We start from the raw sequence: 17,511 nt of genomic DNA, 5'->3' as shown, positions 1-17,511 counted from the left end.
TCAGCGCAGTTTCAGTTCCTGCAGGATGGTGGTGGAGATTTCCTCGATCGACTTGGTCGACGAGTCGAGCCAGCGGATGCCTTCGCGGCGCATCATCTTTTCCGCTTCGGCAATCTCGTAACGGCAGTTGGGCAGCGAGGCGTACTTGCTGGCGGCCCTTCGTTCCTCGCGGATCTGCGTCAGGCGTTCCGGCTGGATGGTCAGGCCGAACAGCTTGGGGCGGTGCCGTTCCAGCGTGCTGGGCAGGCGGCCGCGATCGAAGTCTTCCGGAATCAGCGGGAAATTGGCCACCTTGAGGCCGAACTGCATGGCCAGATAGAGCGAGGTCGGCGTCTTGCCGCAGCGCGAGACGGCGACCAGGATGACGTCCGATTCTTCCAGATCGCGATCGGTGATGCCGTCGTCGTGGGCCAGCGTGTAGTTGATCGCCTCGATCCGCTTCTTGTAGTCCGAACTGTCGGCCGTGCCGTGCGAACGGCCGACGGTATGGTTGGACTTCTGGCCGAGTTCGGCTTCGAGCGGCGAGAGGAAGGTCTCGAAGTAGGACAGGCAGAAGGCATCCGACTGGTGCACGATGCTGGCCAGATCCTGATTGACCAGCGTCGTGAATACGATGGAGCGCATGCCGTCCAGCTCGCCCTGGGCGTTGATGCGGGCGACGGCATCCTGCGCTTTGGCGATGTTGTCGAGAAAGGGGATGCGGATCTGCTTGAACTCGACGTCCTCGAACTGGGTCAGCAGGCTGTGGCCGAGGGCCTCGGCGGTCAGGCCGGTGCCGTCGGACACGAAAAATACGGTGCGTTTGATGGGATTGGGCATTGCTTTCAGATCAATGGGCAAACCGCCAATGATAGCCGCTATCAGCTCTTTGTGGCGTCGTAGCACTCCTTGCGGATCTGCGGCGTTTTCACGCTACATTGCAGAACCAGGCCCTGGGCCTCGTTCTTACGTCCCAGCCGGGTCAACAGGCGGATGCGGACCGGCGTCCACGTGGGATCGTCACCGAAGACTTCGCTGGCCTTGTTGGCGAAACCGAGTGCGGCCTGGTAATTGCGTTGTTCTTCGTTGTAGCGGATAACCTCGTTGTAGATATCCGGGATCGGCTCCGGCGAATTCAGCGCGATTTCCAGTGCTTTCTTGTGTTGCTGCTGTTTACCGTAGGCGACGGCAGTTTTCCACAGAATCCAGTTGGGCAGGGCATCCATGGCGGTGGGCTTCTGGGCGCCCAGCACGGCTTCGCTATAGGCTTCTTTGACCTTGCCTTGTTCCAGGCGGTTCTTGGCGCGGGCCACATGCTGGTAATTGGCGAGCACAGGCCCGATGTCACGGGTGGTGCGGATTTTTTTCAGCGTGGTGATAGTGAGCTTCGGTGGTTGTAGCAAGTCGTAATGGCGCTCCTGGTACTCGCTGATGCCGTCGAGGCGCTGGTCGGTCTCGGGGTGTTTGCTTGCTAGCTCGGAGACGAAGGTATCGATTGCCGTCTGCACTGCCTTGGCCGGGTCACGGGCTGCTATTTCCTTGAGTCGCTGCTGCATCGCCTCCTCGGCGAGGCGGCTTTTTCTTTCCGAAGAACGCAGGCGTTCCAGCATCGCCTGCATGCCTTCCGGCGAATAGCCGGCCTTGATCATCAGATCAAGGCCGAGCAGGTCAGCCTCGGTTTCCTGGCGCCGGTTCCATGCCGGCATGATTATCGTGTCCACCAATTTGACGGATAGTTGCGCCGCAAGCAGCGCCTTGCTGTCGGCTTTGCCGAGCTGCGTGGCGCGCGTGGCCGACATCCGGCCCCCGACCAGCATTTCATGCATGCTTTGCAGGCGCTTCTGGGTCAGGCCGATGACGTCGGTGGCTTGGTGCTTCAATAACACATGTGAGATTTCATGCGCGATGATCGCGGCGATCTCGTCTTCGGATTCGATGTCGGTCAGCCAGGCTATCGAGATCATGACGTTGCCGTCGGCGGTGGCGTAGGCTGCGTACGTAGTGTTGGCGGTGATCTGAACTGTGCCGGGTACGTCGGTGATGCCTGAGACGGCCAGAAGGCGTTCACGGATCCCCTTCAGCCAGGTTTTCAGGCCACGGTTGTTGACGAAGCCCAGGTTCTGGCCGCGTTCCCGAGCCAAGTCGTGATCGCTGCCGATGGCCATGATCGAGGCTTCGTACTTGCCCGGTGCCAACTGGGTATGGACTGGTTGCTTGCTACCAGGAGCGTCCAGCAGCGGAATTCCAGCTTTGGAAAAGCCACCCTGGCTGGCGCAACCGGCGAGTGCCAAGGCAAGGGCCAGCAGCAGGTAGCACCGGATCATCATTTGCATTCTTCGCCGAGGGCGCGGGTAGCACCGATCTTTTCGACCTTTCCGGCAACCTTGACGCCGCATTCGGCACTCGAAGCGATACGCTTGTCGGTGTCGATGGCGCTGTTCTTCACATAAAAAGTCTTACCATCGACGCGGATCTGTACGAAGCCTGCTTCCGGCAGTCCGCTGACCGTCCAAGTGCCCGGCACGTACTGCTCGCGCAGCATTTCGCCAACGGGCGCGCCGTTCGGGGCATCAAAGAGCACGACGCGGGATAGGCGCAGCTTGGTGACGTTCACGGCGTCGGCCGAAGCAGCCTGGATTCCGGCGGCAAGCAGCAGGGTGGCGACGAATGCAGCGGCTCGTTTCATGGCGTTGACTCCTTGGTTTCGGTGGCTGGGTTTTGGAAAATCCAGAAAATGCGGCCCAGAATCTTGTCCCAGAGCGGGCGTTCGTCGACCGCACCTTCTTGGTCGCTGGATCGCCCGGAGAAGAATGCGGTCCGAAATTCGTAATATGTCTTGGCCTTTTTCACCAGTTTTTCCTGGTAGTGACCGACGATCTCGAAGAAGGCGATGAAGGCCAGGATGTTGCGCGGGCCGAGATCGAGCCAGTAATAACAGAGGGCGGAGGTGAGCAGGGTCAGAATGACCAATACCAGGAAGGCGCGGTCCTTTTGCAGGACTACCCTGACGAAGACGTAGAGTGCCGCCCCGGTGAGGCAGGCCGCATCGATGCCATTGTCCAGCGCCACTGCCATGATCGGCACTGCGAGGCTCAGTGCGATGGCGATTGTCTTCGCGTGCTGGACGAACTCCAGCAACGATTCCGCTTCGGGGGTTTCCGGCACAGGCAGGAAGACCAGTAGCCAGGCGGCAATCAGCAGCAGTACGGCGTCGATGCTTTTGACCAGCCAGCCGAGGCGGTCGGCCCGCTTGTAATGGGCGCCAAAGTTCAGCAGATTGTCATAGGCCATGGCGTGCAGGTAAACGCCGGGCATTTCGCCGTAGACCGGAGATTCCACCCGGTCACCGGTAAAGCGGAAGCCCGCACCGTAGAACACTGTCTTGCCGCTCAGCGCGAGCTCGATATCGCCATCGCCGACTGAATTGAGCAGGTGGCTGACGGTGATCGTACGGTGGTAGGGGCAGCTCAGTTTGTCCGACAACGGACTTTCGTGCAGGAGTTCCTCGAGCAGTTCAAGTCCGCGCTTTTCCTTGCAATCCATCCAGCTACGGTTCAGCGGCGCGACGCCCTTGCCCCAGACGATCTCCATGTGCTCGGCCTGCTTCGGGTCGATGCCAAGGTGGTCGGCGGCGAGCGCGAAGGCAGGCGTCGGCAGGAAGCCTCTGCTCATTGGGCGGCCGTGGAAATAGGTCAGGATGCCGCTTTCGGCAGTCTTGCCATCCATTTCGGGCATGGCGGGCGAAGCACAGGCGAGCAGGTCGGGGGCGACCTGCGGTAGTTTGCCATTGTCGATGGGGGCGGCCAAGTACACCTTGGTGCCAGCGTCGCGCAACTGGCAGATGGCTTCCGAGAGTTCCCGAATAGCCCGTTCGTCGCGGTTGTCGACAAAGGCGAAGTCGATGAACAGAGCGCGTGGCTCGTAGCTTGCCAGCGCTTCCAGGATGTCGGCGTGCAGGCGGTAAGGGACCGGATAATGGGTTTTCAGGTCGGCGAGATTTTCCTCGCGGAACAGCAGCACGCTAATGTCCTGCTGCCCCTTGTCTTCGTATACGTGCTTGACCGCAGCGTTGATCAGGGCCTGTGACCAGGGATTCAGGTGCTCGGAAAGGCCGTGGAAAATGAAAAACGCATAGCCGATTGCGGCCAGCAGCAATACCCGCAAGACACGGGCAGTCGTGGATGACACCATGAACCCGTTTCCCTCCCCAGAGATTTAGGTTTCTTGTGATATTTCTTGTAATCCGAACAGAATAAACGATTTGACATTTTTTGAGAATGACAAAACGGCGAAAAAGACCGCCGGGGGGGAGGCTCTGGCGGTCCGTCGCGGTCAGCCGCTGTTGCGCAGCCCCGAGGCGATGCCATTGATCGACAGGTGGATGCCGCGGGCCAGCCGTTCGTCGGTGTCGCCGGCCCGGTGGCGCTTCAGCAATTCGACCTGCAGGTGATTCAGCGGGTCCATGTAGGGCGAGCGCAGTTGCAGCGAACGCTTCAGCATCGGGTTGTCGCCGAGGAAGTCGTCCTGCTCCAGAATGGCCAGCAGGTGCTTTTTGGTCAGCGCCCATTCGGCCGTGATCTGGCTGAAGATGCGCTCGCGCAGCTCGACGTCGCTGACCAGTTCGGCATAGCGTGAGGCGATGGCGAGGTCGGTCTTGGAAAGCACCATGTCCATGTTCGACAGCAGGCTCTTGAAGAAAGGCCAGGCGTGGACCATGCGGCGCAGCGTTGCAAGACCGTCGGCATTGGCTGCCAGATAGCCGTCGACCGCAGCCCCGAAGCCGTACCAGCCCGGTAACATCAGTCGGCATTGCGCCCAGCTGAAGACCCAGGGAATGGCCCGGAGGTCTTCGATACGGTCGGAAGCCTTGCGCGAAGCCGGGCGGCTGCCGATGTTCAGCGAGGCGATTTCGGACACCACCGTCGACTGGCGGAAATAGGTCGTGAAGCCCGGCGTTTCATAGACCAAGCCGCGATAGGCGTTGAAGGCGCGGGCCGACAACTCGTCCATTACGGGATGGAACTGCTCGGCCGGCTCGATCTGGTTTTCGTGGTCGGTCAGGCTGGCTTCCAGCGTCGCGGCGAGCAGCACTTCCAGGTTGCGGCGGCCGGTGTCCGGGTTGCCGTATTTGGTCGAGATGACTTCGCCCTGTTCGGTCAGGCGGATCTGGCCGGACACTGCACCGGCCGGCTGGGCCAGGATGGCGTGGTAGGTCGGGCCGCCACCGCGGCCGACCGAGCCGCCGCGGCCGTGGAACAGGCGCAGACGGACGCCGTATTGCTGGAAGACGCGGGTCAGCTCGATCTCGGCCTTGTACAGTTCCCAGCCCGAGGTCAGGAAGCCGCCATCCTTGTTGCTGTCGGAGTAGCCGAGCATGACTTCATGCTCGTCGCCGCGGCCGGCGATCAGTTCGCGGTAGGCCGGCAACTGGAAGACGCCGGCCATGGTGACGGCGCTCTTCTGCAAGTCTTCGATGGTTTCGAACAGCGGGATGATATTGACGTCGAGACGCGGTGCCGCGCCCGGCAGCAGCAGGCCGGATTCCTTGAGGAGCAGCGCCAGTTCAAGGAGGTCGGAAACGCCGTCGGTCTTCGAGATGATGCAGTTGGGCAGCGCGGCGGCACCGTAGCGCTGGCGCAGCTCGCGGGCGGCGAAGAAGATGGCCAGTTCGCCCTGGGTTTCTTCGGAGTAGCTCAGGTAGGGCGAATAGAGCGGGCGCGGCGTGCTGATTTCCTCGACCAGCAGCTTGATGCGGCCGGCTTCGTCGAGTGCTTCGTAATCCGGGCAGCGGCCGGCCCCGGCCAGCAGTTCGGCGACGCTGCGGGCATGCACTTCCGAGTTCTGGCGGAGGTCGATCGGCGCCAGGTGGAAGCCGAAGACCTGCACGCCGCGCAGCAGGCGGCGCAGACGGCCGCCGGCCAGCGCGGCGCTGCCGTTCAGCTTCAGCGAATTGTTTAGCACCTTGAGGTCGGCGCGCAGCGCTTCCGGCGTCTCGTAGGCGGCGGCCTGGCCGATTTCATGGCGGACCGGCTCGAAATGGTCGAGGGCGCGGGCGGTGGCGGCGAGGCGGGCGTAGATGCCGGACAGGGCGCGGCGATAGGGCTCGTCGGCGCGCTGCGGCGAATGGTCGGTCGAGTGTTCGGCCAGGGCCAGCAGTTCCGGTGTGACCTTGATCAGCAGGTCGGAGAGCGGCAGTTCGCCGCCCAGTTCGTGGATTTCGTCGAGGTAATGGCTGAGTGCGGCGGCCGATTGCAGGCGCAGCGCTTCGCGCAGGATCTCGGCGGTGACGAAGGGATTGCCGTCGCGGTCGCCGCCGATCCAGCTGCCGACACGGAAGAAGGGCGGCAGGGCCCAGATTTTCTCGGGGTAGCGCTTCTGCAACTGCTGGGTGGCCTGGATGTAGAGGCGCGGCAGTTCGGTGAAGAAGGTTTCCTTGAAATAGGTGATGCCGTTCTTGACCTCGTCGAGCACCTTCAGGCGGACCGGGCGCAGCATGCGCGACTGCCACAGGGTGAGGATGGAATTGGCGATCGCGTGGTCGTTCTCGGCCTCTTCTTCCGGCGTCATCTGCAGGCGTTCGCGCTGGTCGAGCAGGCGGGCCAGGTCGCGGTGATTGCGGATCAGGCTCTGGCGCTGGACTTCGGTCGGGTGCGCGGTGAGCACCGGGGCGACGACGGCGTGGGCGAAGAAGTCGGCGATGGCTTCCGGCGACACTGCTGCGGTCGACAGTGCGTCGAGGGCAAAAATCAGACTGCCCTCGCGCGGCGGCGAGCCGGCCAGGTCGTGGGCGCGGCGCCGGCGAATGTGATGCTCGTCTTCGGCGATGTTGGCCAGTTGCAGGAAGTAGCTGAAGGCGCGGACGACGGATTGCGTCGTGTCGCCCGGCAGCGGATCGAGCAGCGTGGCGAGTTCGGCGCGGGCGGCCGGGTCGCCGTCACGGGCGAAACGGACGGCGGTCTGGCGGACGCGCTCGACGATGTCGAAGACGGCTTCGCCTTCCTGTTCGCGCACGGTGTCGCCGAGAATGCGGCCGAGCAGGCGGATATCGGTGCGGAGCGGTTCGTCCTTGCTGGTGTCGGAGGCGCGGTCAGGCATTGGGAATCCCATCATGAATGATCCCCGGCCAGGCGGGGATCCTTGGTTGCTTGAAACATCGTTTTCCCGCCACAGCGGGTCCTGCAGCCGGTGGCTTTAGTGCTTGCGGACGAGCAGCACCGAGGCATCGGCGATTTTCGCCAGTTGTTCGGCGACCGAGCCGAGGATCAGCGTGGCCAGGCCGCGCTGACCGTGACGGCCGATGATGATCAGGTCGACGCCCAGTTCCTTGGCCTTGTCGGCGATGGTTTCGGAAACCCGGCGATTGCGGGCTTCGAGGAGCACGGTTTCGGCGTCGACCCCGTCGGCCGACTTGATCGCTTCGTCGAGCAGGGCGCGGCCGGCATCGGCGATGGCCTTGATCGCGTTGTCGATGTTCAGCGAGGTGGTGAAGGTGCGGCCGTGCATGCCCATCAGCGTTTCGTCGGCAACGTGGCAGATGTAAAGCTTGGCGCCGCTGGTCTTGGCGATGTGCAGGGCTTCCTTCAGGGCGCAGGCCGAGGTTTCGCTGTCGTCGATGGCAACCAGAATCTTTTTGTACATGGGTCTTCTCCTTGAATTCGTTGGATGGGGCGTACCTTAGCAAGCCACCGGGGTTTTCGCTGTTAGGGAAATCCTCAACATGCGATGTCCTGCGGTCGACTGCATTGTTCGAGCAAATATGCGATCGACTGGTAAGTGCGGCCGGTTTCGGCGGTCAGGCCGATTTCGCAGGTGCGGTTGGTCGAGACGCCGCAGCCGCAATTGGCCGGCAGTTCGTCATGAATCTTGCGCAGGGCGTGCTGGTTCAGTTCCGGCACGACGAAGCCGCGGTCGCCGCCAAAGCCGCAGCAATTGACGCCGGCCGGCTCGACGACCTGCTCGACACAGGCGGCGAGCAACTTCTTCAGTTTGGCCTCGCTGCCCGTCCGGCGCACGCTGCAGTTGATGTGCAGGGCGATCGGGCCGGCTTGCTTGGTCAGCTGCAGGCGCGGCAGCAGCGCATCGTGGGCGAATTCGTGGAAGTCGTAGAGTTGCAGGCGGCCGGCCAGGTGCTCGACCATGCGCGCCGTGCAGGCACTGGCGTCCATGATCACCGGGTAGCGGCCGTTGTCGCTGGCCGCCATCAGCGCCGCTTCCAGCGTGTTCGACATCGCTTCGGCTTCTTCGGCCATGCCCTTGCTGGCCAGCATCTGGCCGCAACAAAGCTTGTCGAAACCTTCCGGCAGGCGCGGTGCGTAGCCGGCACGGATCAGCAGTTCGAGAATGACATCGCCCTGCTGCTTTTCGCCGGCGGTGGCCGGCCCGAAGATGCGGCTGCCGCAAGTCGGGAAATAGACCACCGGGTCGCCCTGGCTGCTCCGGGCAACGGGGGCCTTGCCGGCATGCGGCATGTTCTTCTTCCAGGCGCCGCCGGAAATGCGACTCAGGAAATTGTCGCCGAGCACGCCGGAAACGGCATGGCCGACGCTCAGGCCGAGGCGCGAGGCATTGGCCAGGGTGCCGAAATTGTTGCCGGTCCAGGCGTTGACCGCACGACTGGTGTCGCTCAGCTTGCGGCCGCGCAGGCGGCGGGTCAGGTCGCCGGTGTTGATGCCGACCGGGCAGGCGGTCGAGCACAGGCCGCAGCCGGCGCAGGTGTCGAGGCCCATGTAGGCGTAGTCCTCGCCAATGGCGCCGGCCGGCTGGCCGGCGGCGGCACGACGGGCCAGTTCGCGGACGCTGACGATGCGCTGGCGCGGGCTGAGGGTCAGCCGGTGCGAGGGGCAGAGCGGTTCGCAGAAGCCGCATTCGATGCAGCGGTCGACGATGTCCTCGGCGGCCGGCATCGGCTTCAGGTTTTCGAGGTGGGCCTGCGGATTGTCGTTGATGATGACGCCGGGGTTGAGCAGGTTGTCCGGGTCGAACAGGCGCTTGATCTTGCGCATCAGTTCGGTCGCCTCCTTGCCCCATTCCAGTTCGACGAAGGGCGCCATGTTGCGGCCGGTGCCGTGCTCGGCCTTCAGCGAGCCATCGTATTTCTTGACCACCAGATCGCAGACGTCGTCCATCAGGCGGGCGTAGCGGTCGACTTCGGCCTGGTCGCCGAAATCCTGCGTGAACACGAAGTGCAGGTTGCCTTCCAGGGCGTGGCCGAAAATGATCGCCTCGTGGTAGCCGTGGTGGCGGAGCAGGGCCTGCAGGTCGAGCGTGGCATCGGCCAGTGACACGATCGGGAAGGCGACGTCCTCGATCAATACGGTGGTGCCGGTACGGCGCATGGCACCGACCGACGGGAAGGTGCCTTTACGCACCTTCCAGTACATGTCGCAGGTGGCCGGGTCGGTCGAGAACTGCATCGGCTCGACGGTGGCGACGCCCGCCATGGCGGCATGAACGGCAGCAATCCGTTCATTGATGCCCTCGGCCGTGGCGGCACGGACTTCGATCAGCAGCGCAGCGGCGTCCTCGCCCAGTTCGCGCATGATCGCCGGCAGCCCCGGCTTGTTCTCGACCGAGTGCAGGGCCGGGCGGTCGAGCAGTTCGACGGCGGCCACCGGTTGCGGCTTGAGGCGGATGACCGCTTCGCAGGCGGTGCGGATATCGGGGAAGAAAACCAGCGCGCTGGCCTTGAACGGATCTTCGACCACCGTCCGGTAGGTGATGCGCGAGATGAAGCCGAGCGTGCCTTCGGAGCCGATCATCAGGTGGGCCAGGATGTCGATTGGGTGTTCGTAATCGACCAGTGCGTTCAGGCTGTAACCGGTGGTGTTCTTGATCTTGAACTTGTGGCGGATGCGTTCGGCCAGCCGGGCGTTGTTGCGCGTGTCGCTGCCCAGTCGCTCCAGTTCGCCGAGCAGCACGGCATGGCTCTTGGTGAAGGCATCGACGCTGAGCGGATCTTCGGTGTCGAGTACGGAGCCGTCGGCGAGCATGACGCGTAGGCCGGCCAATGTCCGGTAGCTGTTCTGGGCCGTGCCGCAGCACATGCCGGAAGCGTTGTTGGCGGCGATGCCGCCGATCTTGCAGGCGTTGATCGAGGCCGGATCGGGGCCGATCTTCTTGCCGTGCGGCGCGAGCCGGCGATTCACTTCGCCGCCGACGATGCCCGGGCCGACGCGAACCTTGCTGGCGTCCTGGTTCAGCTCGTACGTCGCGAAGCCCTCGCCGATCAGGGCCAGGATGCCGTTGGTGATGGCCTGGCCGGAGAGGCTGGTGCCGGCGGCGCGGAAGGTGACCGGGGTGTTGTGTCGCTTGCCTGTGGTCAACACCGTTTTAGCGTCGTTTTCCGATTCGATGACGGTGATGACCTGCGGAATCAGGCGGTAGAAGCTGGCGTCGGTGCCGTAGGCGAGGCGACGAAGTTCATCGACGATGATCTGCTGTTCGGGCAGGTGCTGGCGGAGAGATTGGATCAGGTCGCTCATTGCGGGTTTGTCTCGTTTAGGTTTTTGGTGGTGCTTGATTGGCGTTGGGTTCCGCCCTTGCGGGGCGTCTTACTTTCTTTTGCTTCGCCAAAAGAAAGTAAGCAAAGAAAAGGCGACCCCTGGGTCGGTGCCGGGCTTCGCCCGGTTCCCTGCGCTACTCGAAACGCCGGGCGGCTGCGCAACTCGGGCCTGTGGCCCTCAAACAGTGCTCGCCGAATGCCCCCAGCGCTTCTGCGTTGCTCGGCACCTCGCAAGGGGCCCGGAAAAGCGTCCGTATTCGGGTGGTGGTTTTGGTTTTTGGGCTTTTTCCCCGGTCGACCGCAGCAATCAAGAAAACCGGCTGGTGGTTGTCCCGCGACGCCTTTCGGGTCCCCATGTGGAGCGCCGAGCAACGCAGCTGCCGACGGAAAAAGGGCGAGGACTGTCTGAGGGCCAAAGGCCCGAGTTCCGCAGCCCCCGTCGGTAGCGAGTAGCACAGGGGAGCCGGCAACGCCGGCCGCGTAACCTGGGGTCGCCTTCTTTTTGGCTACTTTTTCTTGGCGAAGCAAGAAAAAGTACGCCCGCCAGCAAGGCGGAACCCCAAGTTCGAACCGGGAAAACACTAGCCCCGTTCCTTCAACATATCCCGCAACCGCTTCGGCGCCGGCTTCAACGGCACGCGAACACTCGTCCACGCCCCTTGCTTCGAAGGCATCAACCAGCCAAACCGGCTGCCCAACCAGGTTACCGCCCCATACAGCGCCGGCGAGCGATAAACCGCCGCCCAGCCGCGCCAAATAGAAGTCATCAGGCGGCTATAGCCCGCCCCCTGACCACGCATCACCGGATTGGCGTGCGGCTCGGAAAACGATTCCTCGCGCAGGCGCATCAGCAATTCGGGAATCGGAATCTTCACCGGGCAGACTTCGCCGCAAGCGCCGCACAGCGAGGAGGCGGTGGCCATGGTGGCGGTCGCTTCGAGGCCCAGCATGTGCGGCGAGATGATCTTGCCGATCGGGCCGGGGTAGGTCGTGCCGTAGGCGTGGCCACCGATGCGGGTGTAGACCGGGCAGTGGTTCATGCAGGCGCCGCAGCGGATGCATTGCAGCGTCTTTCGCAGTTGCTCGTCGGCGTAGGCCTGGCTGCGGCCGTTGTCGAGCAGTACCAGGTGCACTTCGCCCGGACCGTCCTTCTCGCCCGGTTTGCGCGGGCTGGAGATCATGTTGAAGTAGGTCGAGATGTTCTGGCCGGTGGCCGAGCGGGTCAGCAACGAGAGCAGCGGCGGCACATGCTCCAGCTTCTCGACGATCTTCTCGATGCCGGTGATGGCGATGTGGACCGGCGGTGCCGTCGTGCACATCCGGCCGTTGCCTTCGTTTTCGACCAGGCACAGGGTGCCGGTTTCGGCGACGGCGAAATTGACGCCGGAGAGGCCGATGTCCGCCTCCAAAAATTTCTGGCGCAGTACATTGCGGCCGATCTGGATCAGCGCATCGACGTTGTCGGTGTAGTCGACACCCGGCACATTGTCGGCGAAGAGCTGGGCGATCTCCTGCTTGGTCTTGTGGATGGCCGGCATGATGATGTGCGACGGCTTTTCATGGGCAAGCTGGACGATGTACTCACCCATGTCCGACTCCAGTGCGCCGATGCCGGCCGCTTCAGCGGCGTGGTTCAGTTCGATTTCCTCGCTGACCATTGACTTGCCCTTGACCATCAGCTTGGTCGAATGCTTCTGGCAGATGCCGAGGATGATGGCGTTGGCTTCGTCTGGCGTTTCCGCCCAATGGACCTGAATGCCGTTGCGGGTCAGGTTGGTTTCGAGTTGCACCAGCAGGTCGGGCAGCTTGGCCAGGTTGTACTGGCGGATGCGTTCGCCCAGGCTGCGCAGGCTTTCCAGTTCCTCGGCATCCGGAAACTGGGCGGCGCGCTTGCTCATCAGGAAATCCATCGCGCCACGGAAGCTCTGGCGCAGGAAGGGATTCTCGACGACCGCCTTGGAGCGGGCGCGGAAGCCTTCGGAGGGCATGAAGTGCAGGGCGTGCGGGGTCTGGGGGGCGTTCATTGCAGGTTGTCCTCGATCATCAAGACCACCAGCTCCTTCGGGCCGTGCGCGCCGTAGGCCAGCGTTTGCTGGATGTCGGCGGTTTTCGAAGGACCGGAAATGAGCAGCGAATTGGTTGGCAGGCCGTTGGCCCAGCCTTCCGTCTGCATGGCTTCGTAAAAGGTGTTGTAAATGTTGGCAGCATCGAGCAGCACGATGTGTACCGGCGGTACCAGCGACATCAGGCGTGGTTCGTCGGCGTCCGGCCAGAGAATCAGCGTGCCGGTCTCGGCGATGGCGGCGCGGGCGGCGGTGAAGCCGGCCGGCGTCTCGTTGAACATTGCCGGTTTCCAGTTTTCGATGGCCTGCCCGTAGCTCGGACAGTCGATACCCAACGCCGTCAGTTCGCGCTCGGCCCGCTCGCCGTGGGCGGTGCCGGGAGCGACCAACAATTTGCCGAGCTGCTTGGCATCGAGCACTTCCCACAGCTTTTGCAGCCACCCGCCGCGCGACACCGAATAGACCTCGGCGTGCGCCAGTTCGATGAAGTGGCGGAAGCGCTTCGCCTTGTCGGCCTGACTCTCGACGCTGCGGTGGGTGGCGTACCAGTCGGCGACATTGGGCAGCTCGCCGGCAGTCGACGGTGCGTTGGCCTTCAATTTGGCCAGGATGCGATCACGGGCGCTCATTTGGCGGTCCTCCGCAGCAGGAAGGTGGCAATGTGTTCGCCGGGCAGGCTCGGTGTAGCGCGGCCTTCCTGCTTGTCCTTCCAGGCGGCGTGGCCGAGGATGTTCATCAGGCAGCCACAGTCGGCGCTGACGACGCGTTCGGCGCCGGTCGCCTTGAGTGCCTTGACCTTGTCTTCGACCATGGCGCCGGAGATTTCCGGCTGCTTGACCGAGAAGGTGCCGCCGAAACCGCAGCATTCCGATTCGTGGTCCTGCTGGGCGACCGTGACTTTGCCGAGATCGCCGAGCAGCTTGCGGCCGGTCAGATGGACGCCCATTTCGCGGCGGGCCGAACAGGAGGTGTGGAGGACGACGGTGCAGTCGCTGCCGCTGTCTTCCGGCTTGAAGTTCAGCACATTGACCAGAAAATCGGTGAATTCGTAGACCCGGCCCGACAGCGCCTCGGCCTGGGCCTTGCGCACCGGGTCGCCGGCGAACAGCGTCGGGTAATGGTGCTTCATCATGCCGGCGCAGGAGCCGGAGGGCACGACGACCGGCCAGTCGTTCGGGAACAGCGTCAGTTGCAGGGCCGCGACCTTGCGCGCCTCGTCGGGAAAACCGCTGGTGTAGGCCGGTTGACCGCAGCAAGTCTGTTCCTCGGGGAAGTGCACGCGGATGCCCTCGCGTTCAAGCAGGGTAATGGCATCCATCCCGGCGCCGGGAAAGAACTGATCGACGACGCAGGTGGCGAAAAAATAGACGTCGCTGGGCCTGGGGGTTTCCGGTTTTGGGCTGCTCATTGTGTCTCCGACGTTAAATATTTATCGGTACATTGGTAAGACCAATGCTTGATGGGGTGAAAATTTACGTGAATACCGATACTTAGTCAATCACGATAGGGAAATCCCTACGCTTGCGCATTACCGATTCGCTGTTTAGAATGTGTTGGTCTTACCAATCAAGGTGGTCTTACCGATGTCGAACAAGGTGCAGGTTCCGCGTATATCCGATGCCGTTGCGGCATCGCTGGAGCGTCGCATCCTCGAAGGCTCCTTGAAGCCGGGTGACCGACTAGCGCCGGAGCGCGAACTGGCCGCCGAATTCGGCGTTTCCCGTCCCTCGTTGCGCGAGGCAATCCAGAAGCTGGCTTCGAAAGGCATGGTGCAGAGCAAACAGGGCGGCGGTACCTACGTCACCGACAGTCTCAACTCTACCTTCTTTGATCCCTGGCGCGACATGCTGGGTAACCACCCGAACCTGCGCGAGGACATGCTCGAGTTTCGTCACATGCTGGAAGGCCAGGCTGCGTCCTGGGCCGCCGAGCGGGCTACCGATGCCGACCTGCAGCGCCTCGAACAAACCTTCAGCGCCTTGCGCGACGCTTTCGCCAGCGACGACACCGAAAAGCGTTCGGCCGCCGATATCGCCTTTCACCAGGCGATTGGCGATGCCGCCCACAATGCGCTGCTCGGCCACATGTCGGCCGCCTTGCTGCGCCTGATGCACGACAACATCCGCCTCAACCTCGGCGAACTGAAAGGCATCCCGGCCGCCAGTTCATTGCTGATGAGCCAGCACGAGTCGATCTACAAGGCGATTGCCGAGCGCAAGCCGCAAGCCGCCCGGGCTGCTGCCGAGACGCATATCGACTTCGTCCGCGAGACGCTGGCCCAGTCGCTGCGTTCCGCCGCCCGCCGCGAAACGGCCGAGCGCCGTCTGAATACCGAGTTTTCACCTTCCCTATCTGTTTAATCGTTTTAATTTGACCCACTGAAAGGAATCCGCATGGAGCCCCTGGTTATTCCCTTTGAAAAGCTGCGCATGACCGACGTTGAGCAAGTCGGCGGCAAGAATTCTTCCCTCGGCGAAATGATCAGCCAGCTGGCTGATTCCGGCGTGCGCGTACCGGGCGGCTTTGCCACCACGGCGCAGGCCTACCGCGACTTCCTGGCCCAGAGCGGTCTGGACAACAAGATCAACGCCGCCCTCGACGCCCTCGATGTCGAAGACGTCAATGCCCTGGCTGCCTGTGGCGCCGAGATCCGTCAGTGGATCATGGAAACCCCGTTCCCGATGGAACTGACCATCGCCATCACCGAGCAGTATCAGCGCCTGGTGGCCGACTCCTCCGCCGACATGTCCTTCGCCGTGCGCTCTTCCGCCACCGCCGAAGACTTGCCGGACGCTTCCTTCGCCGGTCAGCAGGAAACCTTCCTGAACATCGTCGGCCTGGAAAACATCCTGCACGCGATCAAGGAAGTCTTCGCTTCCCTGTACAACGACCGCGCCATTTCCTACCGTGTGCACAAGGGCTTCATCCACGCCGATGTCGCACTGTCCGCCGGTATCCAGCGCATGGTGCGCTCCGACAAGGGCGCCGCTGGCGTCATGTTCACCCTCGACACCGAATCCGGCTTCCGTGATGCCGTCTTCGTCACCTCTTCCTACGGCCTCGGCGAAACCGTCGTCCAGGGCGCCGTCAATCCGGACGAGTTCTACGTGCACAAGCCGATGCTGGCTGCCGGCAAGAAGGCCGTCGTCCGTCGCAACATCGGTTCGAAGATGATCAAGATGACCTTCTCGGCCGAAAAGATGGCCGGCAAGTCGGTGATCACCGAGGATGTCGAAGAAAGCCTGCGCCACCAGTTCTCCATCAATGACGAAGAAGTCATGGAGCTGGCCCGCTACGCGATGATCATCGAAAAGCACTACGGTCGCCCGATGGACATCGAATGGGGCAAGGACGGTGTCGACGGCAAGCTCTACATCCTGCAGGCCCGCCCGGAAACCGTGCAGTCGCAGACTGGCGCCGGCAAGGTCGAGAAGTTCAAGCTCAAGCAGTTCTCCAAGGTGCTCGCCTCCGGCCGCGCCATCGGCCAGAAGATCGGTATCGGTCCGGTCCGCATCGTCAAGGACCCGAAGGAAATGGACCAGGTCAAGCCGGGCGACGTGCTGGTCGCCGACATGACCGACCCGAACTGGGAACCGGTGATGAAGCGTGCTTCCGCCATCGTCACCAACCGTGGCGGCCGCACCTGCCACGCCGCGATCATCGCCCGCGAGCTGGGCATCCCGGCCATCGTCGGTTGCGGTGACGCCACCGAAACGCTGACCGAAGGCGAAGAAGTGACGGTTTCCTGTACCGAAGGCGATACCGGCCACGTCTATCGCGGTCGCCTCGACTTCGAAATCACCTCGCGTGACATTTCGGCCATGCCGGACGTCCCGGTCAAGGTCATGATGAACGTCGGCAACCCTGAACTGGCCTTCGATTTCGCCCAGCTGCCGAACGCCGGTGTCGGTCTGGCCCGCGTCGAGTTCATCATCAACAACGTCATTGGCATCCACCCGAAGGCCATCCTCGACGTCGAGCGCTTGCCGGCTTCGAAGCGCGACGAAATCAAGCGCCGTGCCCGTGGCTACGCTTCGCCGAAGGAATTTTTCGTCGAGAAGCTGGTTGAAGGTGTGTCCACCATCGCCGCCGCCTTCTGGCCGAACCCGGTCATCGTCCGTCTGTCCGACTTCAAGTCCAACGAGTACCGCAAGCTGCTCGGCGGCGACCTCTACGAGCCGGAAGAAGAAAACCCGATGCTCGGCTTCCGTGGTGCCTCGCGTTACATCGCCCAGTCCTTCCGCGACTGTTTCGAGATGGAATGCCGCGCCATGAAGAAGGTCCGCGAAGAAATGGGCCTGACCAACGTGCAACTGATGGTGCCGTTCGTCCGTACCGTCGGCGAAGGCCAGGCCGTCGTCGATCTGCTGGCCGAACACGGCCTGAAGCAGGGCGAAAACGACCTCAAGCTGATCATGATGTGCGAAATCCCGTCCAACGCGCTGTTGGCCGAAGACTTCCTGAAGATCTTCGACGGCTTCTCGATCGGCTCCAACGACCTGACCCAGCTCACCCTTGGTCTGGACCGTGACTCCGGTCTGGTCGCCAACCTGTTCGACGAACGCGATCCGGCCGTCAAGATGCTGCTCGGCATGGCCATCGCTGCTGCCAACAAGGCCGGCAAGTACATCGGCATCTGCGGTCAGGGCCCGTCCGATCACCCGGATCTGGCCGAATGGCTGATGGACCAGGGTATCTCCTCGATCTCCCTGAATCCGGATACCGTGGTCGATACCTGGACCCGTCTGGCCGGTCACAAAAAGGCCTGATTGCTACGGTCGACCGCAGGAATGCGTAGAAGTTAAGAAGGCCGGGAGCGATCCCGGCCTTCTTTTTTAGGGTTTAAAATCGGGGGGGGAGGCAGTGGCGTTTGAATTGACTGATATTTTGCCCGGTACCTCCCGGCTCGGTAGAAATTGCCAGCCTTGCAGGGAACGCGCGGGCTGCGCTCAGGTCTATCATTGACTG

Annotated in this window: 12 protein-coding genes; 2 read left to right on the top strand and 10 right to left on the bottom strand. The window is 62.7% G+C overall.

Features of this window, described 5'->3' with window-relative positions; translation table 11 throughout:
* From ppsR to AT959_RS00080, 10 genes are all read right to left on the bottom strand, one after another.
* A complete protein-coding gene (ppsR, locus tag AT959_RS00125; protein WP_066879118.1) occupies positions 1-819 on the bottom strand; it encodes a posphoenolpyruvate synthetase regulatory kinase/phosphorylase PpsR in 819 nt (272 codons plus the stop codon).
* A 41-nt stretch (positions 820-860) separates the two neighbouring features.
* A complete protein-coding gene (locus AT959_RS00120) occupies positions 861-2,306 on the bottom strand; it encodes a M48 family metallopeptidase (RefSeq protein WP_066879117.1) in 1,446 nt (481 codons plus the stop codon).
* The gene (locus tag AT959_RS00115; protein ID WP_066879116.1) at positions 2,303-2,665 is read right to left on the bottom strand and encodes a hypothetical protein; all 363 of its coding nucleotides are present in this window, start codon (positions 2,663-2,665) and stop codon (positions 2,303-2,305) included. Before AT959_RS00115 ends, AT959_RS00120 begins: the two co-directional genes overlap by 4 nt.
* On the bottom strand, positions 2,662-4,170 hold the full coding sequence (locus AT959_RS00110) for a CHASE2 domain-containing protein (protein ID WP_083518116.1): 1,509 nt from the start codon (positions 4,168-4,170) through the stop codon (positions 2,662-2,664). The genes AT959_RS00115 and AT959_RS00110 overlap by 4 nt, the downstream gene beginning before the upstream one ends.
* Before the next feature lie 141 nt (positions 4,171-4,311).
* Positions 4,312-7,074: a phosphoenolpyruvate carboxylase gene (ppc, locus tag AT959_RS00105; protein ID WP_066879114.1), complete on the bottom strand. Its 2,763-nt coding sequence runs from the start codon at positions 7,072-7,074 to the stop codon at positions 4,312-4,314.
* Positions 7,075-7,170: 96 nt separating this feature from the next.
* Entirely contained in the window at positions 7,171-7,617 is a 447-nt protein-coding gene (locus tag AT959_RS00100; RefSeq protein WP_066879111.1) for a universal stress protein, read from the bottom strand.
* 74 nt (positions 7,618-7,691) lie between these two features.
* A complete protein-coding gene (locus AT959_RS00095; protein WP_066879108.1) occupies positions 7,692-10,460 on the bottom strand; it encodes an FAD-binding and (Fe-S)-binding domain-containing protein in 2,769 nt (922 codons plus the stop codon).
* A gap of 601 nt (positions 10,461-11,061) precedes the next feature.
* Positions 11,062-12,504 carry a LutB/LldF family L-lactate oxidation iron-sulfur protein gene (locus AT959_RS00090; RefSeq protein ID WP_066879103.1) on the bottom strand — a complete coding sequence of 481 codons (1,443 nt, stop codon included), beginning with the start codon at positions 12,502-12,504 and terminating at the stop codon, positions 11,062-11,064.
* A complete protein-coding gene (locus AT959_RS00085; RefSeq protein WP_066879101.1) occupies positions 12,501-13,172 on the bottom strand; it encodes a LutC/YkgG family protein in 672 nt (223 codons plus the stop codon). Before AT959_RS00085 ends, AT959_RS00090 begins: the two co-directional genes overlap by 4 nt.
* Positions 13,169-13,951, bottom strand: a complete 783-nt coding sequence (locus AT959_RS00080; RefSeq protein WP_066879097.1) for a (Fe-S)-binding protein — start codon at positions 13,949-13,951, stop codon at positions 13,169-13,171. Before AT959_RS00080 ends, AT959_RS00085 begins: the two co-directional genes overlap by 4 nt.
* Before the next feature lie 175 nt (positions 13,952-14,126).
* On the opposite strand from AT959_RS00080, the gene AT959_RS00075 reads away from it, so the two are divergent.
* Together AT959_RS00075 and ppsA are read left to right on the top strand one after the other, a co-directional pair.
* Complete coding sequence (locus tag AT959_RS00075) at positions 14,127-14,903, top strand: FCD domain-containing protein (RefSeq protein WP_066879094.1); 777 nt, start codon at positions 14,127-14,129, stop codon at positions 14,901-14,903.
* A gap of 33 nt (positions 14,904-14,936) precedes the next feature.
* Complete coding sequence (gene ppsA / locus AT959_RS00070; protein WP_066879091.1) at positions 14,937-17,312, top strand: phosphoenolpyruvate synthase; 2,376 nt, start codon at positions 14,937-14,939, stop codon at positions 17,310-17,312.
* Positions 17,313-17,511: the final 199 nt, after the last annotated feature.

The organism is Dechloromonas denitrificans (genome assembly GCF_001551835.1).
GTDB classification, from domain to species: domain Bacteria; phylum Pseudomonadota; class Gammaproteobacteria; order Burkholderiales; family Rhodocyclaceae; genus Azonexus; species Azonexus denitrificans.
The sequence above is the reverse complement of the archived record's forward strand: the minus strand, read 5'-3'. Positions and strand labels throughout refer to the sequence as shown.

Coding starts and splice junctions, on each gene's coding strand:
- AT959_RS00080 (WP_066879097.1), bottom strand. CDS start 13,951: ATGAGCAGCCCAAAACCGGAAACCCCCAGGCCCAGCGACGTCTATTTT.
- AT959_RS00115 (WP_066879116.1), bottom strand. CDS start 2,665: ATGAAACGAGCCGCTGCATTCGTCGCCACCCTGCTGCTTGCCGCCGGA.
- AT959_RS00110 (WP_083518116.1), bottom strand. CDS start 4,170: ATGGTGTCATCCACGACTGCCCGTGTCTTGCGGGTATTGCTGCTGGCC.
- AT959_RS00090 (WP_066879103.1), bottom strand. CDS start 12,504: ATGAACGCCCCCCAGACCCCGCACGCCCTGCACTTCATGCCCTCCGAA.
- ppsR (WP_066879118.1), bottom strand. CDS start 819: ATGCCCAATCCCATCAAACGCACCGTATTTTTCGTGTCCGACGGCACC.
- AT959_RS00120 (WP_066879117.1), bottom strand. CDS start 2,306: ATGATGATCCGGTGCTACCTGCTGCTGGCCCTTGCCTTGGCACTCGCC.
- ppc (WP_066879114.1), bottom strand. CDS start 7,074: ATGCCTGACCGCGCCTCCGACACCAGCAAGGACGAACCGCTCCGCACC.
- AT959_RS00100 (WP_066879111.1), bottom strand. CDS start 7,617: ATGTACAAAAAGATTCTGGTTGCCATCGACGACAGCGAAACCTCGGCC.
- AT959_RS00085 (WP_066879101.1), bottom strand. CDS start 13,172: ATGAGCGCCCGTGATCGCATCCTGGCCAAATTGAAGGCCAACGCACCG.
- ppsA (WP_066879091.1), top strand. CDS start 14,937: ATGGAGCCCCTGGTTATTCCCTTTGAAAAGCTGCGCATGACCGACGTT.
- AT959_RS00075 (WP_066879094.1), top strand. CDS start 14,127: ATGTCGAACAAGGTGCAGGTTCCGCGTATATCCGATGCCGTTGCGGCA.
- AT959_RS00095 (WP_066879108.1), bottom strand. CDS start 10,460: ATGAGCGACCTGATCCAATCTCTCCGCCAGCACCTGCCCGAACAGCAG.